The 21,165-nt window shown below is 68.2% G+C and carries 26 protein-coding genes and 1 pseudogene; 10 read left to right on the top strand and 17 right to left on the bottom strand.

The annotated features are described in order from the left end of the window. Positions 1 to 114: 114 nt before the first annotated feature. A complete protein-coding gene (locus JOD63_RS13595) occupies positions 115 to 882 on the bottom strand; it encodes an MBL fold metallo-hydrolase (RefSeq protein ID WP_157003936.1) in 768 nt (255 codons plus the stop codon). A gap of 721 nt (positions 883 to 1,603) precedes the next feature. On the opposite strand from JOD63_RS13595, the gene JOD63_RS13590 reads away from it, so the two are divergent. Beyond that, a complete protein-coding gene (locus JOD63_RS13590) occupies positions 1,604 to 2,164 on the top strand; it encodes a hypothetical protein (RefSeq protein WP_157003937.1) in 561 nt (186 codons plus the stop codon). Positions 2,165 to 2,736: 572 nt separating this feature from the next. Here the strand turns inward: JOD63_RS13590 and map are convergent. After that, the gene (gene map / locus JOD63_RS13585) at positions 2,737 to 3,513 is read right to left on the bottom strand and encodes a type I methionyl aminopeptidase (RefSeq protein WP_045274684.1); all 777 of its coding nucleotides are present in this window, start codon (positions 3,511 to 3,513) and stop codon (positions 2,737 to 2,739) included. Positions 3,514 to 3,582: 69 nt separating this feature from the next. On the opposite strand from map, the gene JOD63_RS13580 reads away from it, so the two are divergent. Then, positions 3,583 to 3,837 carry a helix-turn-helix domain-containing protein gene (locus tag JOD63_RS13580; RefSeq protein WP_045274685.1) on the top strand — a complete coding sequence of 85 codons (255 nt, stop codon included), beginning with the start codon at positions 3,583 to 3,585 and terminating at the stop codon, positions 3,835 to 3,837. A gap of 36 nt (positions 3,838 to 3,873) precedes the next feature. Here JOD63_RS13580 and JOD63_RS13575 read toward each other — a convergent pair whose 3' ends face one another. Further along, entirely contained in the window at positions 3,874 to 4,590 is a 717-nt protein-coding gene (locus JOD63_RS13575) for a TetR/AcrR family transcriptional regulator (protein ID WP_169748386.1), read from the bottom strand. Between the two features lie 7 nt (positions 4,591 to 4,597). Between JOD63_RS13575 and JOD63_RS13570 the strand changes: the two genes are divergently transcribed. Together JOD63_RS13570 and JOD63_RS13565 are read left to right on the top strand one after the other, a co-directional pair. Further along, on the top strand, positions 4,598 to 5,299 hold the full coding sequence (locus tag JOD63_RS13570) for a GOLPH3/VPS74 family protein (protein WP_045274686.1): 702 nt from the start codon (positions 4,598 to 4,600) through the stop codon (positions 5,297 to 5,299). Between the two features lie 64 nt (positions 5,300 to 5,363). After that, complete coding sequence (locus JOD63_RS13565; protein WP_045274687.1) at positions 5,364 to 5,903, top strand: hypothetical protein; 540 nt, start codon at positions 5,364 to 5,366, stop codon at positions 5,901 to 5,903. A 130-nt stretch (positions 5,904 to 6,033) separates the two neighbouring features. Here the strand turns inward: JOD63_RS13565 and JOD63_RS13560 are convergent, their stop codons facing one another. From JOD63_RS13560 to JOD63_RS13550, 3 genes are read right to left on the bottom strand one after another with little or no spacing between them, the layout of a single operon-like run. Beyond that, a complete protein-coding gene (locus tag JOD63_RS13560) occupies positions 6,034 to 6,726 on the bottom strand; it encodes a hypothetical protein (RefSeq protein ID WP_052682391.1) in 693 nt (230 codons plus the stop codon). Positions 6,727 to 6,782: 56 nt separating this feature from the next. After that, a complete protein-coding gene (locus JOD63_RS18270; RefSeq protein WP_045274688.1) occupies positions 6,783 to 8,129 on the bottom strand; it encodes a sensor histidine kinase in 1,347 nt (448 codons plus the stop codon). Beyond that, positions 8,122 to 8,799, bottom strand: coding sequence for a response regulator transcription factor (locus tag JOD63_RS13550; protein ID WP_045274689.1), 678 nt, complete (start codon positions 8,797 to 8,799; stop codon positions 8,122 to 8,124). Before JOD63_RS13550 ends, JOD63_RS18270 begins: the two co-directional genes overlap by 8 nt. Before the next feature lie 373 nt (positions 8,800 to 9,172). Here JOD63_RS13550 and JOD63_RS13545 point away from each other — a divergent pair, with 373 nt between their 5' ends. After that, positions 9,173 to 9,766, top strand: coding sequence for a hypothetical protein (locus JOD63_RS13545; RefSeq protein WP_052682393.1), 594 nt, complete (start codon positions 9,173 to 9,175; stop codon positions 9,764 to 9,766). Between the two features lie 41 nt (positions 9,767 to 9,807). On the opposite strand, the gene JOD63_RS13540 is transcribed toward JOD63_RS13545, so the two are convergent. The 5 genes from JOD63_RS13540 to JOD63_RS13520 all read right to left on the bottom strand — a co-directional run bounded on the left by JOD63_RS13540 (position 9,808) and on the right by JOD63_RS13520 (position 12,796). Beyond that, positions 9,808 to 10,482, bottom strand: a complete 675-nt coding sequence (locus tag JOD63_RS13540; RefSeq protein WP_045274691.1) for a cation diffusion facilitator family transporter — start codon at positions 10,480 to 10,482, stop codon at positions 9,808 to 9,810. Then, a complete protein-coding gene (locus JOD63_RS13535) occupies positions 10,479 to 10,808 on the bottom strand; it encodes an ArsR/SmtB family transcription factor (RefSeq protein ID WP_045274692.1) in 330 nt (109 codons plus the stop codon). Before JOD63_RS13535 ends, JOD63_RS13540 begins: the two co-directional genes overlap by 4 nt. Positions 10,809 to 10,962: 154 nt before the next feature. Then, complete coding sequence (locus JOD63_RS13530) at positions 10,963 to 11,421, bottom strand: GNAT family N-acetyltransferase (protein ID WP_045274693.1); 459 nt, start codon at positions 11,419 to 11,421, stop codon at positions 10,963 to 10,965. Positions 11,422 to 11,610: 189 nt separating this feature from the next. Next, positions 11,611 to 12,261: an NAD(P)-dependent oxidoreductase gene (locus tag JOD63_RS13525; RefSeq protein ID WP_045274694.1), complete on the bottom strand. Its 651-nt coding sequence runs from the start codon at positions 12,259 to 12,261 to the stop codon at positions 11,611 to 11,613. A 49-nt stretch (positions 12,262 to 12,310) separates the two neighbouring features. Then, on the bottom strand, positions 12,311 to 12,796 hold the full coding sequence (locus JOD63_RS13520) for a TetR/AcrR family transcriptional regulator (protein WP_052682395.1): 486 nt from the start codon (positions 12,794 to 12,796) through the stop codon (positions 12,311 to 12,313). A 176-nt stretch (positions 12,797 to 12,972) separates the two neighbouring features. Between JOD63_RS13520 and JOD63_RS13515 the strand changes: the two genes are divergently transcribed. Next, on the top strand, positions 12,973 to 13,335 hold the full coding sequence (locus JOD63_RS13515; protein ID WP_045274735.1) for an iron chaperone: 363 nt from the start codon (positions 12,973 to 12,975) through the stop codon (positions 13,333 to 13,335). A gap of 130 nt (positions 13,336 to 13,465) precedes the next feature. Then, positions 13,466 to 13,807, top strand: a complete 342-nt coding sequence (locus tag JOD63_RS13510; protein ID WP_045274695.1) for a VOC family protein — start codon at positions 13,466 to 13,468, stop codon at positions 13,805 to 13,807. 79 nt (positions 13,808 to 13,886) lie between these two features. Here JOD63_RS13510 and JOD63_RS13505 read toward each other — a convergent pair whose 3' ends face one another. Both JOD63_RS13505 and JOD63_RS13500 read right to left on the bottom strand, forming a co-directional pair. Continuing rightward, entirely contained in the window at positions 13,887 to 15,482 is a 1,596-nt protein-coding gene (locus tag JOD63_RS13505) for an ABC transporter permease (protein WP_045274696.1), read from the bottom strand. Next, positions 15,482 to 16,388, bottom strand: a pseudogene (locus JOD63_RS13500) (ABC transporter ATP-binding protein). Before JOD63_RS13500 ends, JOD63_RS13505 begins: the two are co-directional and overlap by 1 nt. A gap of 98 nt (positions 16,389 to 16,486) precedes the next feature. Here JOD63_RS13500 and JOD63_RS13495 point away from each other — a divergent pair. Then, positions 16,487 to 17,116, top strand: coding sequence for a TetR/AcrR family transcriptional regulator (locus JOD63_RS13495; protein WP_045274697.1), 630 nt, complete (start codon positions 16,487 to 16,489; stop codon positions 17,114 to 17,116). Positions 17,117 to 17,299: 183 nt separating this feature from the next. Here JOD63_RS13495 and JOD63_RS13490 read toward each other — a convergent pair whose 3' ends face one another. Together JOD63_RS13490 and JOD63_RS13485 are read right to left on the bottom strand one after the other, a co-directional pair. Further along, complete coding sequence (locus JOD63_RS13490; protein WP_045274698.1) at positions 17,300 to 18,058, bottom strand: SDR family NAD(P)-dependent oxidoreductase; 759 nt, start codon at positions 18,056 to 18,058, stop codon at positions 17,300 to 17,302. Continuing rightward, positions 18,055 to 18,480: a nitroreductase/quinone reductase family protein gene (locus JOD63_RS13485; RefSeq protein WP_045274736.1), complete on the bottom strand. Its 426-nt coding sequence runs from the start codon at positions 18,478 to 18,480 to the stop codon at positions 18,055 to 18,057. The genes JOD63_RS13490 and JOD63_RS13485 overlap by 4 nt, the downstream gene beginning before the upstream one ends. A gap of 86 nt (positions 18,481 to 18,566) precedes the next feature. On the opposite strand from JOD63_RS13485, the gene JOD63_RS13480 reads away from it, so the two are divergent. Next, complete coding sequence (locus JOD63_RS13480; protein WP_045274699.1) at positions 18,567 to 19,136, top strand: TetR/AcrR family transcriptional regulator; 570 nt, start codon at positions 18,567 to 18,569, stop codon at positions 19,134 to 19,136. A gap of 42 nt (positions 19,137 to 19,178) precedes the next feature. On the opposite strand, the gene JOD63_RS13475 is transcribed toward JOD63_RS13480, so the two are convergent. After that, positions 19,179 to 19,970, bottom strand: a complete 792-nt coding sequence (locus JOD63_RS13475) for an SDR family NAD(P)-dependent oxidoreductase (RefSeq protein ID WP_045274700.1) — start codon at positions 19,968 to 19,970, stop codon at positions 19,179 to 19,181. Between the two features lie 135 nt (positions 19,971 to 20,105). Here JOD63_RS13475 and JOD63_RS13470 point away from each other — a divergent pair, with 135 nt between their 5' ends. After that, the gene (locus JOD63_RS13470; RefSeq protein ID WP_045274701.1) at positions 20,106 to 20,612 is read left to right on the top strand and encodes a MarR family winged helix-turn-helix transcriptional regulator; all 507 of its coding nucleotides are present in this window, start codon (positions 20,106 to 20,108) and stop codon (positions 20,610 to 20,612) included. 87 nt (positions 20,613 to 20,699) lie between these two features. On the opposite strand, the gene JOD63_RS13465 is transcribed toward JOD63_RS13470, so the two are convergent. Next, positions 20,700 to 21,038 (bottom strand): cupin domain-containing protein, encoded by a 339-nt coding sequence (locus JOD63_RS13465; RefSeq protein ID WP_245243939.1) that lies wholly within the window; start codon positions 21,036 to 21,038, stop codon positions 20,700 to 20,702. Positions 21,039 to 21,165 lie beyond the last annotated feature (127 nt).

The raw sequence follows: 21,165 nt of genomic DNA, 5'->3' as shown, positions 1-21,165 counted from the left end.
GGACGCGGCATCCGTCGTCTGCGGCCGTCGCGGCCCAGGGAGATGACGCTCGCGCACGACGGCGTGTAGTTCCCGGTCTGCGTCAATCCGGGCGGTGCTTCGGGATCGGCCCGTTCAGGAGAGGCTGCGCGCGAGCTGCTTCATGTGGGCGTGCTCTTCTCCCATGCCCGGGTTGTGCACGCGGCGATCGTCCGAGTCGCCTCGCGTCAGCACGTCGTCGATGTACCGCCGGTCGGCATCGAGTCGCAGCAGCGCATCGCCGCCGACCGTCCCGTGGCCGGGGATGACGACGGAAGCCTCTGCAGCGAACGGTGCGAGCAGATCCAGCGCGTTCAGGTACGCGGGCAGATCGTCAGGGAAGAAGGGCAACGGCAACTCGACGTCGCTGAGCATGTCCCCGGCGATCAGCACCTTCTGGCGTGGAAGCCACAGCGCGGTGTGCCCGGGCGCGTGCCCATCGTGGACGATCAACTCGATGTCGACGCCTGCGGGCACGGACTCGTCCGGGAGGCGAGCATCCACGCCGCTGACCCGCCCCATGAGATCGACGAGTGCCGGTGGGAACTCCTGCCCGAGGTGGCCGACAAGGGCCTCCCGCTCCGATGACGCGAGTTGCGCGGTCGCCGCAGACGACCAACGCGGCGCCTTGCCGAATCGCGGATCCCACAGCAGGTGATCGTGGTGAGCATGCGTCGCGAACCCGCCGATCACATCGAGACCTCGCACCACGAGGCCCGCAGCCAGGCTCTCGAGTTCGTCCGGCATCCACGCCGGATCCACCAGCAGAGCACCGCAGCCATCCGTGATCACCGTGGACGTGGTCGACATGCGTCGACTCGTCGCGACGAGCACCCCGGGCGCGACCTCCTGCAAACCACTCACCCGAGCACCCTACTCAGTGCCGCGACCTGGTTTCGTGCAAGGGCGCTGCGTATCATCACCAGGATCGCTGCGGTATGTACGGCGTCCACGCACGAAGCCCGTGCAACCGAGTCCGTCGGATCCGCCCGGTAGATTCGAGCCGATGAGCGACGTCACGAACGATTCCGTTGGGGAGTCATCCGACCCCGTTGCTCCCGTCGAGGGCTGGCGCGCCGCCGCCGCGCGAGCTGCAGAGGAGTGGTTCTCGACCATCGGGTACGAGCCTCCGCCCCACCAGCTCGAGCTGCCGCCGGTTGGGGAGACCCCAGCGCCGATGTCTGGGGGACTGTCGCCGCTCACGCTTTCGCGGATCCGCTCGAGGCCGGCGCAGTTGGCAGCCGAGCTCCGAGACCTCGACCCGATGCGTCTTGCGATCGACCCGTTCGTCGGGGACTCGCGTTCGGGAGTGACGGACTTCGAGGGCCTCCGCCTGGTGGTAGCCGCGGAGCAGTATGTTGCGGCGACGACGGCATCCGTCGTGCAGGCGAGACGGATCGTGACCGAATCCAGTCGCGACCTCGAAGCCTCGAGCCGTGACTCGGACGCGACGGCCGAGGCGCGTGACCTGGAGAGGCGAGCGCGCGAGAACCTCGAGCACGCGCGAGCCCGATCAAGCGCGCTGGAGGCGACGAAGCCGGTCGCGCGCCCGGTCGCACACGACGAGACGGCACACGAGCGACGGATGCGCGAGGCCGATGATCGAATCGATCAGGGCCAATGGGATGGTCTTTCTCAGAGGTATGCGTCCGACATGCAGGCAGCGCGCGCCGTGCTCGACGTTCTGCAGTTCGACGGTGCGTCGTCTGCGGTGACGGCCGCAGTCGTCGATTTCGGCATGTGGACCGGCGAGCACATGGATCACATCAACGCTGTGTACGCACTGGGGACCCTGCGTCGCCGTCGGCGCCGACGACGACTTCGCATCGCCGTGGGCATTGGACTCTCCGTCGTTCTCGCCGGCTTGGTGTGGCTTACCGATCAGGCGATCGCCGGCGCATGGTTCGCCGGCGGCTCCGCGATCTTCGCGGGCGTGATGATCGTCGTGGACCGCATGATCGATGGTCTGCAGCGACGACGCTTCGCTGCAGCACAACTGGAGGCACTTGCCCGAGCAGTCGAAGAGTGCACGAGCACCGTCGAGGGGCTTAAGCGCCGCGAGATCCACCTCAATGCAGTGCGGGGCATGTGCGGTCTCCCGCCGCTCCGGCTGGTCGATGACGGACTGCTCGCACCCCTCGGCTGACATTCCCGTGCCGGCCTCCGTGTCGGCTTCCAGCGCCGCGGGGGAGTCGGTCAGGCGCGGGTGAAGTCCATGATCCAGTTACACTCCCACGTCTTGCCGCCGTCGCGCGAGAACTCCTGTTGCCACCTCGCCGAAACAGGGGTGATGTCCGACCAGGTGAAGTGCGCTCTGATGGGCTCGCCCTCGTGCGTGTCGTCGCCGTAGAAGTCGCCCCGCCCGTCGGTGAATCGTCCGACGACGGGCGGGAACAGCCGGCCCGTGCTGCTGTTCGCCCAGTAGATCGACCACTCGCCGGTCTCCTGTCTTGGAACCGGATGCTCGCACCTGACCAGCCCTGCGTCGGGCAGTGCATCTCATCGACGTTGCCGACGCCGTTGAGCAACGGCCGTGCCCACGACGTAGCGGGGAACTCGTCCCACTCGTCGCTGCCCACGAACAGGTGCCGCAGGCGACGATTGACTACTTTCCATTCGCCGTAGAGGAAGTCGAAATCGCTCATGGTGTGATCATCGAGCGAGCCACCGACATCCGGATTCCTATCGGCCCGTATCGGCGTGACAGCGCCGCAGGCGTCAGCGTGTGGACGGGAGCGTGAGGATCTCGGCGCCGTTCTCGGTGATCGCGATGGTGTGCTCGGTGTGGGCGGTGCGGCTGCCGGTCGAGCTGCGGAGCGTCCAGCCGTCTTCGTCGACGACGAGTTCGTCGGTATCGGCCATGATCCACGGCTCGAGGGCGAGGAGGAGGCCGGGGCGAAGCTGGTAGCCGCGCCCGGGGCGCCCGCTGTTGGGAACGTGGGGATCGCCGTGCATCGTGGTTCCGATGCCGTGACCGCCGAAATCGGTGTTGACGAGGTATCCGTCGGCCTTGAGCACCGTGCCGATCGCGCGCGAGAGGTCACCGATCTTCGCGCCGGGGCGGGCAGCGGCGATGCCGGCGGCGAGTGCGCGCTCGGTCGTGTCGATCATGGCGAGGTCTTCCGGGCGCTGCTGCTCGCCGACGATGAAGCTGATGGCGGCGTCCGCGGCGATGCCTCCCGTCAGCACAGCGAGGTCGAGAGTCAGCAGGTCGCCGTCGGCGAGGGCGTAGTCGTGCGGCATCCCGTGCAGGACCGCGTCATTGACGGCGGTGCAGATGTAGTGACCGAAGGGCCCGTTGCCGAAAGACGGCGCGTAGTCGACGTAGCACGAGACGGCTCCCGCATCCAGGATCATCTCCTTCGCCCAGGCGTCGATCTCGAGCAGGTTCGTGCCGACGGTCGCGCGCGCTTTCATCGCCTGCAGCACGTCGGCGACGAGAGCGCCCGACACGCGAGCCTGGTCGACCTGGGCAGGGCTCAGGATCTCGATCATCATTGTCTCCTTCGATTTTCGGTATTACTATACCGGCCGAAGAATCCCGGTATTAGTATCGGCATCGTGATGGTGCGACTTCCCCTCAGCGCCGCGGACCTCGACCGCGGCCGCCGCCTCGGAGCGGTGCTGCGCGACGCGCGCGGCAGGCGCACGATGCTCGAGGTCGCGCTCGCGGCAGGCGTATCACCGGAGACGCTGCGCAAGATCGAGTCGGGACGCATCGCGACGCCGTCGTTCCAGACGGTGGCCGCGATCGCCGACGCGGTCGGGCTCTCGCTCGACCGGTTGTGGGCCGAGGTCGAAACCTCCGCTGTGGCGTAGCGCCTTGGTTGAGCCGGCGTTGATGACCGTTCGGGACTAGGCCCCCTCGGCATCCCGGAACACGGCATCGACGGCCATCCGCAGCGTCGACCCTTCGAACTCCAGTCGCGCTGGGCCCGGAAGCAGACCGCGGTCCAGGGAGATCCCGTCGACCACGGCCAGGAGGAACCGCGCCCGCGCGGCGACGTCACCCGGTGGGAGCACGCCTTCGGCCTCGAGGATCACGAGCCAGGACTCGACCCGCCGCACGGCCTGGGTGATGAGCACCAGGTATCCGGTGCGGGCGTCGTCCGTGGCATCCGGCGCGATGAACGCTTCATACAGGGTGCGCCAGGTCTCGCGCGCCTGCTCCTCGGTGCCGAACGGCTCGAGCAGTGCCCACAGGCACTCCAGGAGGCGGTCACGCGGGGGGACGGACGTGTCGCGGATGCGCACATCGGGCATGGCCTCGGTGTAGAGGTCGTGCAGGGCGGCGTCGAGCAGATCGCGCTGGGTCGGGAAGTAGTGGCGGAGCGTGCTCGCGCCGACTCCCGCCCGGGCGGCGACCGCTCGCACACTCGGCCGTTCGGTGCCGGCGCGGATGATCTCCGTCGCCGCATCGACGATCTTCTCGCGGGTGCCGATGATGCCACCTCCTGCATCGGGGGAATATCTGCCTGACGCCCAGTGTACTAGTACAGTGTGTTGGTACAGTGTGCTAGTACGCTGTGCCAGCACTGCTCGAACCGAACGCAGCACCCACCAGAAAGGCATCCCTCTCATGGCCGACCAGACACGGGGCGACGCATCCACGACGCGGCACGGTGTCGCGGACGACCTCATGCTCCTTCTCTTCTCACCGGCATCCGGAACCATCGCGGGCGAGAACACGCTCTTCTACGTGCTCGCGGGCGCCGTGCTCACCGACCTCGCTCTCGAGGGCGCCGTGCGTGCCGATGACCTCGGCGTCCGCGGCACCGTCGTGACCGCCGAGGGAGACACCGCCCCCGACGACGAGATCCTCCGCACGATGTGGACTTACATCTCCGAGAAGCCACGCGGTGTCCAGACCGTGCTCGCCGCGATCGGCCCGCAGCTGCGGTCACCCGTGCTCGACCGGCTCGTCGAGCGCGGCGATCTGCGACGCACACGGGGGAAGGCGCTCGGCTTCATCCCCACCGAGACGCTCGAACTCGGCGACACCGGCCGCCGCGAGCAGCTCGTCGCCGCGGTCCGCGCCACGCTCGTCGACGGCGCGGAACCCACCGCCCGCACCGCCACCCTCGCCGCTCTGCTCTCGGCGAGCGGTGCCCTCCCCACGCTCCACCCCGAGATCCCGTGGAGCACGCCCGTCGCCACCCGTGCGAAGGAACTCGAGCGGGGCGACTTCGCAGCCGACGCGGCCGCCGCGGCCGTCACCCGCACGATGACGGCCGTCATCGTCAACGCGATGATCGTGGCCGGCGTCACCTCGGCCCGCTGACCCACCTCATACAGATCGACCCCATCGACCTGGGCGATGCTTCGGCGCGCCCGAAAGGACAATCATGAACCTCATCGAGGCGCTCCAAGACCTCATGTCGCACGTGCCGCTGCTGGTGCAGCCCCTCATCGTCGCCCTCGCGGCGGCCATCCCGTTCGTCGAAGGCGAGCTCGCATCGGTGCTCGGCGTCTGGGCCGGTCTCAACCCGTTCGTCGCGTTCTCCGCCGCCGTCGTCGGCAACTTCCTCTCGGTCTTCGTCGTCGTGGTGTTCGGCGCGCGCATCCGTGCCGCGATCGTCGCACGGCGCGCCCGCGCCCGCGCTCTTGTTCCCGCCGGCGGCGCCGCGGACTCGTCCGACGCGCCCGAGGCCAAGCCCGAGTCGAAGGGGCGCCAGCGGTTCCGCCGATTCCTCGTGCGGTTCGGCGTTCCGGGCGCGAGCATCCTCGGCCCTCTCGCGCTCCCGACGCAGATCACCTCGGCGATGCTCGTCGCCTCGGGTGTGTCGAAGTCGTGGATCCTTCTGTGGCAGGGTGTTGCGATCGTGCTCTGGACCGGCTTCACGACGGCCGTGTCGGTAGGCGCCCTCGCCCTGCTCTACGGGTGACGGATGCCGCACCCGCCGGGCCGCGTGACCGTGCCCGTCAGGATCGGTCGCGAGGGGAAGCGCCTCGGCCCCGTCGGCGGGCGGATCGTCAGCTGCGGTGAGTTCGGAGCCTCGTTTTCGTCCGCTGCGCTCAGTCGTCGTGCTCTACCGAGACGACGGCGAGATCGTCGGCGAGATGGACTTCGGCCTCGCGTCCGCTGCCGAGGTCGACGGCCACCTCGTAGCGCGCTCCGCTGTCGTCAGTGCTGATCGACTGGATGGTTCCACCCCCGGCAGCGTCGATGGCGGCGTCGACGATCGCGTCGAACCGGTCGAGGTCGATGGTCGGGTCGCTGGTCGCTTCGGGGCGCTCGTTGACGACCTCGGCGGAGCCGTCGGCCGCCACGTGAACGTCGACTTCCGAGCCGTCGGTGAGGATCACGTCGACATCCCATCCGTCGTGCTCCACCTCTAGGCCGCTCGCGCCGACGCCGTCGGTATCGGCGATCGCCTCGTCGAGAGCGGAGCGCAAGGCTGCGGCGTCGCTTGCGGCCGCGCCCTGAGAGTCCACGACAGTTCCGGCGATCCGGTCGTCATCCTGCACGACGACCGAGGCGCGATCGTCATCGTCCTCGTCGGACGTCACCGCGAGGCCGATCGCCGCGCCGGCTCCGCCGACGAGGAGAACCGCGAGACCTGCCCCGATGCCGATGAGGAGGGGCGCCTTCACGCGGCCTCGAGCACGCGGCGCGGGCTCAGCTGCGGGGGTGACGGTGGGCTGGGGGTTCGTGACGCCGGGGTGGTGGTTGTCGATGGAGGGCTGGGGGTTCTCGTCGGTGGTCATGTCCCCACTCTCGCCAACGCGAGCAGAACCGATGCTGAACCGACCTGAACGCGATGTCAGGATTCCGCATCGAGTCGCGCCGGCAACTCCAGGATGAACGCCGCCCCGCCGAGCGGTGACGCCTCCACGCGCACCGTGCCGCCGTGGGCGCGGGCGATCTCCCGGACGATGGCCAGACCGAGACCTGTGCCGCCGGCATCCCTCGACCGAGCCTCGTCGAGGCGGACGAATCGCTCGAAGACGCGCTCTCGCTCGGATGCGGGAATCCCGATGCCGTCATCGTCGACGCGGATGACGGCTGTGCCGCCCGGCGTGATCGAGGTGGAGAGCGAGATGGCGCCGCGCGCATGACGCACCGCGTTGTCGACCACGTTCCGGAGAGCTTGACCCAGCAGCCTCTGGTTGCCCGTGACCTGAACGGGCCGCACCTCTCGGGCGTCGACGTCGCACGTCGCGAGCGCACGCACACGTTGCGCCTCGGTGAGGGCGAGGTCGTCGAGGTCCACCGGATCGAAGCCGACGCCGGCGTGTTCGTCCAGCCGCGCGAGCAGCAGCAGCCCCTCCACGATCCCCTGCATCCGTCCGCCCTCCTCGATCACGACATCGACGAGTTCGGCGGGTTGCGTGATGTCGGGGTGCGTGCGGGCGAGTTCCGCGAATTGCCGCATCGTCGCCAGCGGCGAGCGCAGTTCGTGCGAGGCATCCCCGACGAAGCGCTGGCGGGCGCGATATCCGTCCTCGACGCGGTCGAGCATGCGGTTCATCGTGCCGGCGAGGCGGTCGATCTCGTCGCCCGATCCCGTGGTCGGCACGCGCCGGTCGAGCGCCGTCGCATCGATGGCATCGACCTGCGTGCGGATCCGCGTGACCGGGGAGAGCGCACGTGTGACGACGACCCACATGATCGTTCCGATGAGCAGCAGTGCCACCGGCACCGCTATCGCGAGGATGACCGCGGTCGTCGATGTCGCGGCGCCGAGTTCGTCGATCGATCGCCCGACCACGAGCATCCCGCCGTCGACGTCCTCCGCCATGACGAGGTAGCGCTCGTCGTCGACCGTGATCTGCTCGGCTTCGCCCTCATTGCGGGGAACGGTGAGTTCGCCGGCATCGTCGTCGTTGACAGCGGTGCCGGATGCCGTGTGCCAGGCGATCAGGATGTCGTCGTCGCGCTCCTCGAGGGATGCCGCGTCGATGCTGCCGCTCTCCAATCCGTCGGCGATCGTCTCGAGCTCGGCTTCCAGGCTCTGCGTCGCCTGCGCGACCAGCGCGGTGTCGAGCACCCGCACGATGCCGACCGCGCCGACGGCGAGAGCAGCACCGACGACGAGGATGGCGACGATGACGATCCGCGCGCGGATCGAGAGCGGGTTGCGGCGCGGCGCCGCCGCGCGGTCAGCCACCGTTCGCCGCCAATCGGTAGCCGAATCCGCGAACCGTCTCGATCGCGTCCGTGTCGAACGGGCGATCGACCTTGCGTCGCAGGCGACCGATGTAGACCTCGACGATATTCGGATCGCCGTCGTAGTGCTCGTCCCAGACGTTGTCGAGCACCTCGAGCTTGGTCACGACTTCACCGCGTCGGCGCATGAGGAAGTCGAGCACCGACATCTCGCGCGCTGTCAGTTCGATCGGCACGTCGCCGCGATGAAGGGTGCGGGCGGCGGGATCCAGCCGCAGATCCCCCGCCTCGAGAACCGCGGGCCGCTCCCGTGCGCCGCGACGCACCAGTGCGCGAAGGCGCGCGACGAGAACCGGATACGAGAAGGGCTTGATCAGCCAGTCATCGCCGCCCGTGTCGAGGCCCTCGACCTCGTCCCATTCGCCGTCCTTCGCGGTGAGGAACAGCACGGGCGTCCAGTTGCCCTCCGCCCGGAGGGCCGCGCAGGCGCGGTATCCGCTCATCCCGGGCATCATGACGTCGAGGATGATGGCGTCATAGTCCTGCGAACGAGCGCGCCAGAGTCCGTCGACGCCGTTGTGCGCGACGTCGACGGTCATCCGCTCGGCTTCGAGGCCACGGCGGATGCCGTCGGCAAGTCGCTTCTCGTCGTCCACGAGCAGTACGCGCATGCGTCGAGTCTGCCCGAGACCGCCTGACGCACGGCTGAACGGACGTGCCCCCGCGTGTCAAGGAACGCTTGACGCATACGGGCATGTCAACCTAGGGTTGACGCATGTCTTCCGGCACTCAGAGCCCTCGCGGCGCCCGTCTGGCGCCAGGGTACGTCGTCCTCTTCCTCGGTATCGCATGCACGCTCGCCGGTGCCTTTCTCGATGGGTTCGGCGGCGGGATGCTCATCGGCATCGGGGTGGTGTTCTGCGTCGCGGGCACGGTGACCCTCGCGGCCCGGCTCGGATGGCTCGCACGGAACCCACGAGACCAATCGACGCTCGGAGGAATGTGGCTCCCGAGCCGAGACGGCGCTGACGAGCGGGACGCGGAATGACGGGCGCGACGGCCCCGGAAGGTCCTGAAGACGGGCTCTCGGGCGTCGGCGACGTCGTACGCGTCGCGATCCTGGATGCTGCGGGCATCGACGGTGACGTCCGCGCCGAGGACCACCTCGCCCTCATTCGTACCAGCGCGGAGGCCGAACTCGAGGTGCGGGGAATCTTGCGGCAGGCCGTGGAGTCGGCGCGCGCCGGCGGCGTGAGCTGGGCGGCGATCGGCGCCGAACTCGGGATGACCCGCCAGGCGGCGCAGCAGCGATTCGGTGATGCCAGCAGGTCGGACGCGGCCGATCCCGACACCACCGGCGAGGCTGTGCCATCGGAGTATCGCTGGCTGGGTCCCGTCACCGCGTTCGACGAGATGCTGGAGCTGGAGCTGGCCGGGCGCGCCGGCTGGCGCACCGTCGACGGGGGCATGTTCCGTCACCGCATGGTGCGTACCGACACCCAGTGGGAGCACAAGCGGCTCATCTGGCGCGGGCTGTCGCGGCGCGATGAGGAGGAGGGCTGGATGCTCGCGTGGCGCTGGTTCCCCTGGGCATACCTCGTGCGCGACCTCGGGACGCCGCCCCCATCGCACGAGTAGACCGGGCCAGGATCCCCCCGGGAGTTGGGCGGCGGTGCCGCTCAGTGGTGCTGGTGCTCGCCCGCGTCGTTGGTGTCGTCTTCGATGAGCATCCCGATTGAGGTGGCGCAGGCGTCGCCGCGCCAGGCCTCGATGCCTTCACGGATGGCGAATGCGGCGATCACGAAGCCGGCGACGCTGTCTGCCCACCACCAGCCGAACAGGCTGTTCAGGACGAGCCCTCCGAGGACCGCGGCAGAGAGGTAGGTGCAGATCAATGTCTGTTTGGAGTCCGCGACGGCGGTCACGGAGCCGAGCTCACGCCCGGCGCGTCGTTCCGCGTAGGACAGGAACGGCATGACGAGCACGCTCAGCGCGGTGATCGCGATCCCGAGTGGGCTGTGTTCCACCTCGACCTGAGTGAGGAGCGTGATGGCTGACGATGCGGTGACGTACGCGGCGAGGGCGAAGAACGCGACGGCGATGACGCGGAGCGTGGGCCGCTCCCACCGTTCGGGGTCGCGGCGGGAGAACTGCCACGCGACCGCAGCTGCGGAGAGCACCTCGATGGTGGAGTCCAGACCGAACGCGACGAGCGCTCCGGACGATGCGATCGTGCCGGCGGTGATCGCGACGATCGCCTCGATGACGTTGTAGGCGATCGTCCCGGTGACGATCCAGCGGATGCGGCGCCGCAGCGTCGCCGCGCGTTTGATGCTCAGGGCCTCGGTGGTCATGCGCACCTGCAGGTGTCGCTGTCGCAGCAGGTCGGGTCGACGAGCAGAACGACCTGCAGCAGCTCGTTCAACGCGGCCACCAGGTGCGGGTCAGCGAGACGGTACGACGACCTGCGCCCGTCCGGGGTCGCTTCGACGAGCCCGCAACCACGCAAACACGCGAGCTGGTTCGACATCACCTGACGGGACACGCCCAGCGTGTCGGCGAGGTCAGATGGATACGCCGGCGCATCACGAAGAGCGAGCAGGATGCCGACCCTGGTCGGATCGGACACCGCATACCCGAACCTGGCCAGCGCGTGGGCGTGCGTCAGCGTCGCAGTCACGGGAGCAACGGTACACGCCTCTCTGAATTAAGAGAACCGTGTATCCATTCGCCAGACTGGATCCCCAATCGGGCGGTGCGCGGTGTGAGGGCGTTGCGTGCCGTGCGTGGTGAGGGAGCCGGAGTTAGTTCGGCTCGAGCCTGCCGGTCAGACCTCACACGGGACCAGGCGCGCGGGCCATCGGGACGTGCGGAATCTCATCCTCTTCGAACTGCGGACCCGAGACCTCAAATCCGAACCGCCCGTACCAGGAGGCGAGGTGCATCTGTGCGTCGAGGTGGATCGGCCTGCCCGGCCACTTCTCCGTCGACCTGGCGATCGCGCGGCGCATGAGCTCGGCTGCCAGCCCGGCGCCGCGTGCCGACGGCGCGGTCGCGACACGTCCGATACGCGCGGCATCGCCGTCGTCCAGTAGCCGAAGCGTAGCGAGCACCTCGCTCGCCTCGTCATCGGACACCCAGAAGTGCTCGGTCTCCTTCTCGAGATCGCGGCCGTCGAGTTCGGCGTAGGCGGCAGCCTGCTCGACGACGAACACGGTGACTCGAAGCCACATCATGCGATACAGCGTTTCAGCGTCGATCTCGCGCAGCCGAGAATGATGCAGTTCAGGCATCCGGCAACCCTACCGACACCGGATCGCACAGCGCCGATCCGTTCACCCGCACTGCCCGTTGCGGCGATGAGCCGGACAGGCCCGACTCGCCGGCTCGGCGGGAGCCGATCGATACGCTCGTGTTGCCTGGGTCGGATCGGAGAGCCACATGAGGGGCGCGCGATGGTCGCCCTAGCGCGTGCCGTCTCCTCAGCGCAAGGGTTTCCAGCCCTTGGGTGTGGTGATGAGCAGTCGCTGGCGCGTGGTGGCCGGGTCTGTGATGATGCCGACCAGCGCGGTGGCGACGTTGTCGAACGGAAGAGTCGGCAGGCCTGGGACGCTGCCGACACCGGTCAGCGGCTGTATTGCGGTCTCGGGGAGGGCGGGTGCGTCTTTGAGGTTGACCGGGTAGACGATCGTCCAGTCCAGACCCGAGGCCTGCAGGAGCTGGTCGGCGGCGGCTTTGTCGGCGAGGAATCCGCGCAGCGCGGTGCGGTAGATCAGTCGTGCGGATCCGGATGCCTTCTGCGCGGTGTCGCCGGCGCCGAAGGCCGAGACGAGCACGACGCGGGCGACACCGGCGGTCTTCGCGGCGTCGATGATCTTCGGCAGGGTGCGCTGCATGAAGTCCCGGTCTCTCAGGGAGCCGGTGATCGACACCAGCAGCGCGTCCGCGTCCTGCGCTGCAGTGGTGAGCGCCGCCGTGTCCTCTGCTGCACCCTTCGCGGTCGTGACGCCGGGCTGCACCGCGACTGCTTCCGGGGTGCGCGCGAATGCCACGACCTGGTGGCCGGCATGGACGGCCTGGGTGATGAAACGGGAGCCGACATTGCCGGTAGCTCCCAGAACGACGATCTTCACAGACTTCTCCTTCGTGGGATGGATGAACGGCGAGCGGGTGGCTCGCCGCTCAGGTGGTCAGCAGTGGGCGACCGAGGATGCTCTCCAGCGCGGCCACACACAACTCGATGTGGCCTTGCGCGGGCGTTGCGGGGGCCTCGGCGGCGTGCCGGGCGATGTACTCCACGAACGCGAGCCATGCGCCCATCGCAAGCCGCGATTGCTCGGTGTCTGCCGTGCCGGTTGCGGCGAGGAGGCGCTGCGCCTGCACCTGGTGGTTGGTGGCCGCGAGTCGCGCCGCGGTGGAGGTGCCCGCCGGCGTGGTCGGCGCGTACAGCTCCCGCACCGCTCCCGAGCTCGCTGCGAAGTGTTCGAAGAACGCGGTCAGCGCCCGGTCGACGTTCGAGCGCTGCGACAGTGCCGCATCCGGAGCGGTCGCCACCAATACCCGGTTCGCCTCACGCTCCAGCACCGCTTCCAGCAGGCGCTCCTTGCCGGGGAAGTAGTGATACACCAGTGCCCTGGTGATCCCCGCCTCTGTGGCGATCGCGCTCATCGACGCCCCTGCAACCCCGTCACGAGAAAAGTGCGCGGCCGCGACGTCGACGATCTGTGCACGGCGCTGCTCCGGAGAACGACGCACACCCGTCGACGTATTTGACATGTGTCTAATATAGCCCACCCCACCAGAGGATCCGGCGGCGGGTCTGTTTCGGCGATAGGGTGACGCGCATGGTGGCCCCAGAGTCGATCGACGCCTACATCGCAGCATGTGCCGATCCCGAGGTTGCCAAACGCCTCCAACGGATCCGCGAGACGATCGCGGCAGAAGTTCCCGATCCAGAGGAGAAGATCCGGTACGGGATGCCGGCCATCATGCTCGGCGGGCGATACGCGCTGCACTTCGCCGCGTGGAAGAAGCACATCGGCCTCTACCCCGTTCCCACGCTTCCGGCCGTGCTTGAGCCAGAGGTCGCCCCGTTTCGCAGAGAGAAGGACTCCGTGGTGTTCCCGCACCGCGAGCCGATTCCGTACGAGCTCATCGGACGGATCGCTGCAGGAGTGGTTGCTCAGCGCCGCGCTGCAGGAAACTGACCCGCAGCCTCCCCAGGTCCACACCCGCGTCGGCGCCGCTCCCATCTCCGGACCATTCCTCCTGCCCGATCCCCATTCGGGCGGTGGGCGAGCGCTGGGCCCGTGCGTGCCCCGGGCGTACCATCGCGGGATGGTGGATCTGTTCGCCGGGTTCCCGGTCGCCGATTATCAGCCCGCGTTGCAGTGGTATCGACAGCTGCTCGGAAGCGAGCCGAGCTTCTATCCGAACGACCGCGAGGCCGTGTGGGAGGTCGGTGAGCACTGCTTTGTGTACTTCGAAGTGCTCCCCGATAGAGCCGGCGGCTCGCTCAGCATGGTGATGGTCGACGACCTCGACGAGCGAGTCGACGCGATCACCGGCCGAGGCATCGACCCGACGCGTGTCGAGCAGTACGAAGGCGCCATGCGGAAAGTCGTCTACACCGACCCTGATGGCAATGAGATCTCGTTCGGAGGCAACACCAAGCGCTGATCTCTGATCGACCGTGCGCAGAACGCGCCCGATCCCTTAGCTGGCGTTGTCCGGTGTGGATTGGTGAGCGTGCGTGTGTCTATTGGCGGGCAAGGTCACGGCGTCGGAAGCCGGCGAACCCGATCGCGAGGAAGACGAGGGTGACGAGGCTGATCCAGATGAGTCCCCACCAGTCGGCGTTGGGGTCGGTGACGTTGGGGACGTGCCAGAACGGGCTGATGGCGAGGACCCAGTCCCACAGGTTGAAGGTGGGGCCGAGGATGGTGAGCGCAAACGAGGCGAGCACGCCGAGCCACGCGGCGAGGGAGACCTGGGGGCGGGCGCCGACGACGGCGACGGCGAGGGCGACGACGGTCCAGACTGCGGGGATGGTGACGACGGCCTGCATCAGGGCGTCGCCGAATTCGACGCCGATGTCTGCCGCGGACGCGAGCGTGGCGATCAGGGTCCCTGCGATGAGGACGTAGAGGGCGGGGGCTGCGAGGGCGATGAGGACGTTGCTGGCGTAGTAGCGGGGTCGTGCGGTCGCGGTGGCGATGACGGGTTCGAGGCGGTCTTCGACTTCTTCTGAGCGGACTTTGAGGATGGTCTGCACGCCGGAGATGGAGGCGAGGATGCCGACGAGGCTGAGGATGGTGACCAGGAACGCGTTGACGAGGTCTTCACTCGTGACGGCGCCGGCGGCGAGTGCGCCCGCGAGTGCTTCGTTGCTGGCGAAGATGTCGGAGACGGAGGTGGCCAGGTAGCCGAACACGAGTCCGATGGCGATGAAGGCGATCGTCCAGGAGATGAACGGGCCGCGGTTGATGCGGACGGCGAGCCGCCACGTCGAGCGGGCCGTTCCGCGGGGTGGCCCGGGCCGGGGTGCGATCGCCCCGGCACCGAACTCGCGGCGGGACTGCAGGAGGAAGGCGACGGCAAGCAGCACGCCGGTGAGGGCGACGGCGAGCAGCAGTGGCCACCAGTTGTTGTCGACGGCGGGTTTGGTTTCGGTCATCCAGCCGAGCGGGTTGATCCAGATGACCCAGTCCGGCGCTTCGAGCGCGTAACTGACGCCACGGCCGATGAACAGGACGCCGAGGGTGGCGACGGCGAGCGAGTTGGCGGTGCGGGCGTCGGCGCCGAGTTGCGCGGTGACTGCGGCGACTCCGGTGAACATCCACGCGGTCGCAGCCATCGTCGCGGCCAACAGCATCGTCGCGTTCCAGCCGCCGCCGAACAGCACCGTGACCAGACCGGTGATCAGTCCGAGGAGGATCGCGAAGACCAGGCACATCCAGACCGCGGCCATCAGCCGGGTGGCGCGTCCCATCACGCCGGAGGCGAGGAGTTCCGCCTGTCCGGAGTCCTCTTGGGCGCGGGTGGCACGGGTGACGGCGAAGATCACCCCGAGGGCTGCGATCAGCCCGCCGAGGGCGAGGGCCCGCCAGGCGTTGAAACCGTCAGCCGTGGACAGGTCGAACGCGGGGCCGAAGATGATCGCCATCGCCGGGTTCGCGCCGACCGCTGTGGCGAACGCGGCCCGGTCCTCGTCTGTGGGGAAGATCACCGGGTACAGCATCGACGAGGCGGACAGCAGTGTCGTCAGCAACGCCCAGGGCGCCAGCATCCGTCCGTCGTACCGGACGTTCGCGCGCAGCAGCGGTGGGGTGTCCGCGACAGCGGTGGCAGCCATCAGGACGTCTTCTCGTCCGCCGCGACCGGTTCGTACAGGCGGAGGAACAGGGACTCCAGCGACGGCGGCTCGACGGTGAGGGCGGTGATCCCGAACGGTGTCAGCCGCCCCATCGCGTCACCCACCAGGGCGGTGTCGACCGTCGCAGTGAGCCGAGGGCCGTCCACGTGCACGTCTTTCAACCCCTGCAGTGCGTGGTCGGTCACCGGCTGGGTGAAGGTCGCATGGATGGTGGTGCGGGAGCCCTTCTGCAGGTCGGTCAGGGTGCCGGTCTGCACGATCTTCCCGTCCCGGATGATGGAGAGCCGGTCGGCGAGGGTCTCCACCTCGGACATGATGTGGCTGGACAGCAGCACACTCGCACCGCGGGCTTTCGCTTCACCGACGACTTCTTGGAACACGTTCTCCATCAGCGGGTCCAACCCGCTGGTCGGCTCGTCCAGGATCAGCAGCTCCACATCGGATGCGAGCGCGGCGACGATCGCGACCTTCTGCCGGTTCCCTTTCGAGTACTGCCGGCCTCGTTTGGTGGGGTCGAGCTCGAACCGCTCCAGCAGGTCCTTCCGACGGGCCTCATCCAAGCCGCCGCGCAGGCTGCCGAGCAGATCGATCGCCTCACCGCCGGTCATCCCCGGCCACAACGACACGTCCCCGGGAACGTACGCCAGCCGACGGTGCAGTTCCACGACATCCCGCCAGGGGTCCTTGCCGAGCACCGTCGCAGTGCCCCCATCGCTACGGAGAAGCCCGAGCAGCACCCGAATCGTGGTCGACTTCCCGGCCCCCGTTCGGGCCCAGGAACCCATGCACCTGCCCCTTCTCAACCGTCAGATCGAGCCCTTTCAGCGCCTGGAACCGCCCGTACGACTTGGTCAACTGCTCGATCTGGATCACCGCGTCGCCCATAACCGTCATCTCCTCGTCCGGCACCGACCGCTTGCGGCATGAGCCTAGAGCAAAGTCCCCAAGTGAGGAAATAGGTGGAACGGGATTACAATCGACACGTGACGGGCACCCGATCCGCGTCGAACAAGCGCAGCACCGGTCGCCGCGCGGGCAACAGCGGCACCCGCGACGCGATCCTCGACGCCGCCCGTGACCTGTTCGCGCAGCACGGCTACGAGAAGACCTCTGTCCGCGCCATCGCATCCCAAGCCGGAGTCGACCCCGCCCTCATCCGGCACTTCTTCGCCGACAAGGAAACCCTGTTCGCCCAGACCATGGGGGCACGCACGACCATCCCCGAACGCATCGCCACGGCACTCAACGGCGACCCGTCCACCATCGGCGAACGACTCGCCGACGCCTACCTGCAACTCTGGGACGACGAAACCACCCGACCCATCCTCGTCGGGCTCGCCCGCTCCGCAATGACCTCGCTCCGCGCACAGCGGATGCTCGCCGAAGCACTCTTCACGCGGATCCGAGCCGACGCCCCATTCCCAAACCCCACCGACCCGCGCGCACGCGGACTCGCCCTCTCCGGCGCAAATCTCCTCGGCATCGCGATCCTCCGAAACGTCTTCGAGATCCCCGCCCTCACCGGCATCCCACACACCGAACTCGTCGCCCTCGTCGCCCCACACATCCAGACGTATATCGACGGCAGTCGCAGCATCGACAACAGCGACTGACGCTGCAGGGCGAGGATCCGCTTGCGCGCACCGCTCGAAAGCGGTACCTCGCGGGCGGGCCCCAGCACGTTCGATAGGCGTCGCTAGCGGGCGCTGGGACGCAGCTCGACCGGTGCGGTCGTTGTCGCTGGCGTGGTGCGGGAGCTGTCGGCGGTGCCTGGGGCGTGCGATGTCTCTTGACGCCTAGAGGTAGGAGCCACCGGAGACTTCGAGGCGTTCGCCGGTGACCCATCTCATTGCCGGGGAGGCGAGGGATGCCACGGCATCACCGATCTCGGAGGCGTCGCCGACGCGGCCGAGGGCGGTGTGAGCGGCGAGCTCGGCCCGTAGCGCGGTGTCGTCGCGCATCGCCCCGCCGTTGAAGTCAGTGGCGGTCGGTCCAGGAGCGACGGAGTTCACCCGGATGCCGCGCGGCCCCAGTTCGACGGCAAGGCTGCGGGACAGCGTCTCGACAGCCGCCTTCGACGCGGCGTAGACGGCGGTCGCCGGGCTGACGTGGCGGGTGAGTGAGGTGCTGATGTTGATGACGTGACCGCCGCCTTCGAGGAGCGGCAGCATCGCCTGTGTGAGGAAGAAGGTCCCCCGCAGGTTGGTAGCGAGCAGCGCGTCGAAGGAATCGGGCGTGACGTCGTCGATCGGCGCGAAGGCTCCGATCCCGGCGTTGTTGACGAGGACGTCGAGGCGGTCGATGGCCCATTCCGCGTGGAGCATGGCGAGCAGCGAGCTGACGGCGTCGCGGTGGCCCGCGGCATCCGTCACATCGATCGCCCAGGGAAGGGCGCTGACGCGCTCTGCCTGCAACAGGCGTACGGTCTCGGTCGCGTCGCTGCCGGGTCGGTGCGCGGCGATGACTCGATGACCGCTTCGCCCGAGGGCGAGGGCGATGCTCTGCCCGAGGCCTCGGTTGGCGCCGGTGACGAGGGCGGTGGGCTGGTCCGTCATTCGTTCTCTCCGTTCGGGAAGGTCACGTGCATGAGCGGGCTCCCCATGACCCACTCCTCGAGAGGTTCGACGGGCTGCGGGATGCCTGCGGGATTGCGGGGCTGATTGAGGTCGTCGACGATCGCGGCGAACAGGCGAGTGCGCGCATCGGAGTCGAGCACGGGCGTCGCGTGCGCGTCGAGGTCGGCACGGATGCCGTGCTTGAGGTGGAACGTGAAGTCCGGGTGACGCAGCAGGTTGGCGTACCAGCTGCGCCGCGCGGGCGATGTCGTCAAGTAGATCTCGCCTTCGACGCGGTAGAACCACACTTCGATGCGCCGCACCCTGCCGGTCTTCGCGCCGATCGTGGTGATGTCGATGGTGCGCTCGCGGGCGCTGGAGGCCGGGGTGATGGCGAGGGCTGAGGCAATGGTCGAGTTCATGATCATCCGGGTAAGTAAGTGTTCATTTACTTCTAAAGTAGATCGAGGACGAAGTGCAGGTCAAGTCGGCGGATGCGAGGGCTCGGATGTCGAATCGAGACGCGGAGGCGACCCGCGCGCGGATTCTGCGCGCGGCGATGGCGGAGTTCGCCGCGGTCGGGCTCGCCGGAGGCCGCGTCGAACGGATCGCCGCGCAGTCCGAGAGCAACGTGCGGATGATCTATGCCTACTTCGGGAACAAGGCAGGTCTGTTCGACGCGGCGGTCCATGCAGCCGTTGAGGGGATGGCTGCCGCCGTCCCGCCCACGCCCGGCATGCTCGCGGAGTGGGCGGGGCGCCTCTTCGACTATCACCGCGCCGACCCGACAGCGCTTCGCGTGAGCCTGTGGGCGCAACTGGAGCGCCCGGAGGTCGCCGCCGAGCCGATGGAGGCCTATATGGCCAAGACGCTCACCGTGTCGTCCGAGACAGGCGGGGCGCGTCGGGCGATCGACCTGCTCGCCATCGTCTACGCGATCGCGCAGGCCGGGACCGTCACCCCGCGCGGGCTCCTCAGCGCCGATGGCGCCGACCCCGACGACCCGGAGCGGGTCGCCCAGCATCGCGCGGCGGTCGTTGCGGCGGTGGCCGCGATCGTCGAGCCGCGGGCGTCGTGAGGTCGTCAGGGACGGATGCCGCGGCCGGGCGAACCCAGCCGGTTACAGCATCGCGGTGAGCACGCCACCGTCGACGCGGACGGCCGCTCCGTTGGTGGCAGACGCCAGCGGGCTGGCGAGATAGGTCACCGTGTTCGCGATCTCGGACGGCGAGATGAACCGCTCCAGCAGGGTCGTGCGGTTCTGGCCGATGATGGCCTGCTTGACGGCGTCGACGGGAGCGCCCTGGGATCCGGCGATCGACTCCACGGTCGCCGCGACGCCGTCCGAGTACGTCGGCCCGCCCAGGACGGTGTTGACCGTCACACCCGTGCCGCGGGTGAGCTTGGCGAGCCCGTTGCCAAGCGCGATCATCGCCGCCTTTGTCACGCCGTAGTGCACCATGTCCGCCGGCACGTTCACCCCGGATTCGCTGCCGAGGAACAGCACGCGCCCCCACCCGCGCTGCAGCATGCCACCGAGCAGGTGGCGCGAGAGGCGCACACCGCTCATCACGTTGACGTCGAGGTAGCGCGCCCACTCGTCGTCGGTGACCGACTCGAACTCGGCGAGCCCGAACAGCCCGACGTTGTTGACCAGGATGTCCACGTCACCCAGCTCCTCGAGCAGGCGGCCCACCTCGTCGGGCTTCGCGAAGTCCGCGCACAACCCGGAGTGGCCGGCATCCGGATACTCGGCACGCAGCTTCTCGACCGCAACATCGACACCATCCGACGACCTCCCGTTCACGACGACCCGAACCCCTTCAGCGGCGAGACCGGCCGCGATGGCGAAACCGATCCCCTGGGTCGATCCGCTCACGAACGCCGTCTTGCCGCTCAGCTGAAGTTCCATTCGACTCTCCTCCTTGGCTGCTCCATGCAGCAATTTTACTTTCCTAAGCAAGTGAATCTAATGGACTTCACTTGCTCAAGCAAGTTTGTCGGCGTGGTGTGGAGGCCGCTGATGGGCCTGGCATAGCCTCGTGTCATGCCGCAGTCCTCCGAGGCGTCCGAGTTGAGCGCCGCCCATCTCGAGGTGTGGGCGTCGGTCGCGACACTCCTCGAGCGCCTGCCCGCAGCCCTCGATGCGCAGCTGCAGCGCGACAGCGGGCTGACGCACTTCGAACACGGCCTGTTGTTCGCACTCGACACCGCGTCGGAGCGCACGCTGCGGATGAGCACGCTCGCCGGCTACGCGAGCAGCACGCTGTCGCGGCTGTCGCGCGCGATCTCCCGACTGGAGAAGAAGGGGTGGGTCCGCCGCGAGGTCGACCCGACCGACGGACGCGTGACCCTGGCCGTGCTGACCGACGCCGGACACGACGCAGTGAGGCATTCGACGCCGGCCCACCATGCGCTTGTCGAGAAGCTCGTGTTCAACTCACTCACCGAGCAGCAGGTGCGCCAGCTCGGTGCGATCAGCGGTCGCATCGCCCAAGCGATCGACTCCGCCCCCGCGTGGAGTCCAGAGAGCAGGCAGACCTCATCGCCTTAGTGCTGCCAAGCTTCACGATCCCTTTGCGGGCACTGTTCGGTTGGGGAGCCTCGTGGCGGCGTCAGCTCAGCTCGCGCAGATCGGCAGTCATGTCTCCCCCGGCATCCCCGTGTTCACGGTTCCCTTCGGTTCGATCATGATGACCTCGACCTCGGCATCCGACTTCGGGCAGTGCTCTACGCCCTTCGGTACGACGAACACGTCGTTCGGGCCGAGGACGACGTCGCGATGCCGGAGTTGGACGGTCAGCCTGCCGCTCACCACCAGGAAGAGCTCGTCGGTGTCGGGATGCGTGTGCCAGACGAACTCACCGTTGATCTTCGCAAGCTTCACGTCGTAGTCGTTCACGCTCGTGAGCCGATGCGGTTGCCAGTACTCAGTGATCTTCGACAGGGCTTGGTTCACGTTGCGCACTTCGTCCGACATGGCGGAAGCCTAGTAGTAGGGCCACAGCGCGTCAGCGCGGCGCGGTCGCGGGTGCGCGAGGCGAGACCCGGCACGCGGGTCAGTCGGTGCCGATCCCGCATCGGGCATTGCACACTGAAGGGACCCG

This window comes from Microbacterium terrae (genome assembly GCF_017831975.1).
GTDB classification, from domain to species: domain Bacteria; phylum Actinomycetota; class Actinomycetes; order Actinomycetales; family Microbacteriaceae; genus Microbacterium; species Microbacterium terrae.
This window is presented reverse-complemented; position numbering and strand designations above follow the sequence as displayed.

What these genes read in the sequence shown, in the direction of transcription:
- JOD63_RS13515 (WP_045274735.1), top strand. Translation starts at nt 12,973, where the DNA reads ATGGTGGCCCCAGAGTCGATCGACGCCTACATCGCAGCATGTGCCGAT.
- JOD63_RS13520 (WP_052682395.1), bottom strand. Translation starts at nt 12,796, where the DNA reads ATGAGCGCGATCGCCACAGAGGCGGGGATCACCAGGGCACTGGTGTAT.
- JOD63_RS13545 (WP_052682393.1), top strand. Translation starts at nt 9,173, where the DNA reads ATGACGGGCGCGACGGCCCCGGAAGGTCCTGAAGACGGGCTCTCGGGC.
- JOD63_RS13575 (WP_169748386.1), bottom strand. Translation starts at nt 4,590, where the DNA reads ATGCCTTTCTGGTGGGTGCTGCGTTCGGTTCGAGCAGTGCTGGCACAG.
- JOD63_RS13540 (WP_045274691.1), bottom strand. Translation starts at nt 10,482, where the DNA reads ATGACCACCGAGGCCCTGAGCATCAAACGCGCGGCGACGCTGCGGCGC.
- JOD63_RS13510 (WP_045274695.1), top strand. Translation starts at nt 13,466, where the DNA reads ATGGTGGATCTGTTCGCCGGGTTCCCGGTCGCCGATTATCAGCCCGCG.
- JOD63_RS13480 (WP_045274699.1), top strand. Translation starts at nt 18,567, where the DNA reads ATGTCGAATCGAGACGCGGAGGCGACCCGCGCGCGGATTCTGCGCGCG.
- JOD63_RS13570 (WP_045274686.1), top strand. Translation starts at nt 4,598, where the DNA reads ATGGCCGACCAGACACGGGGCGACGCATCCACGACGCGGCACGGTGTC.
- JOD63_RS13530 (WP_045274693.1), bottom strand. Translation starts at nt 11,421, where the DNA reads ATGCCTGAACTGCATCATTCTCGGCTGCGCGAGATCGACGCTGAAACG.
- JOD63_RS13590 (WP_157003937.1), top strand. Translation starts at nt 1,604, where the DNA reads ATGCGCGAGGCCGATGATCGAATCGATCAGGGCCAATGGGATGGTCTT.
- JOD63_RS13465 (WP_245243939.1), bottom strand. Translation starts at nt 21,038, where the DNA reads ATGTCGGACGAAGTGCGCAACGTGAACCAAGCCCTGTCGAAGATCACT.
- JOD63_RS13485 (WP_045274736.1), bottom strand. Translation starts at nt 18,480, where the DNA reads ATGAACTCGACCATTGCCTCAGCCCTCGCCATCACCCCGGCCTCCAGC.
- JOD63_RS13505 (WP_045274696.1), bottom strand. Translation starts at nt 15,482, where the DNA reads ATGGCTGCCACCGCTGTCGCGGACACCCCACCGCTGCTGCGCGCGAAC.
- JOD63_RS13580 (WP_045274685.1), top strand. Translation starts at nt 3,583, where the DNA reads ATGGTGCGACTTCCCCTCAGCGCCGCGGACCTCGACCGCGGCCGCCGC.
- JOD63_RS13475 (WP_045274700.1), bottom strand. Translation starts at nt 19,970, where the DNA reads ATGGAACTTCAGCTGAGCGGCAAGACGGCGTTCGTGAGCGGATCGACC.
- JOD63_RS13490 (WP_045274698.1), bottom strand. Translation starts at nt 18,058, where the DNA reads ATGACGGACCAGCCCACCGCCCTCGTCACCGGCGCCAACCGAGGCCTC.
- JOD63_RS13565 (WP_045274687.1), top strand. Translation starts at nt 5,364, where the DNA reads ATGAACCTCATCGAGGCGCTCCAAGACCTCATGTCGCACGTGCCGCTG.
- JOD63_RS13550 (WP_045274689.1), bottom strand. Translation starts at nt 8,799, where the DNA reads ATGCGCGTACTGCTCGTGGACGACGAGAAGCGACTTGCCGACGGCATC.
- JOD63_RS13470 (WP_045274701.1), top strand. Translation starts at nt 20,106, where the DNA reads ATGCCGCAGTCCTCCGAGGCGTCCGAGTTGAGCGCCGCCCATCTCGAG.
- map (WP_045274684.1), bottom strand. Translation starts at nt 3,513, where the DNA reads ATGATCGAGATCCTGAGCCCTGCCCAGGTCGACCAGGCTCGCGTGTCG.
- JOD63_RS13560 (WP_052682391.1), bottom strand. Translation starts at nt 6,726, where the DNA reads ATGACCACCGACGAGAACCCCCAGCCCTCCATCGACAACCACCACCCC.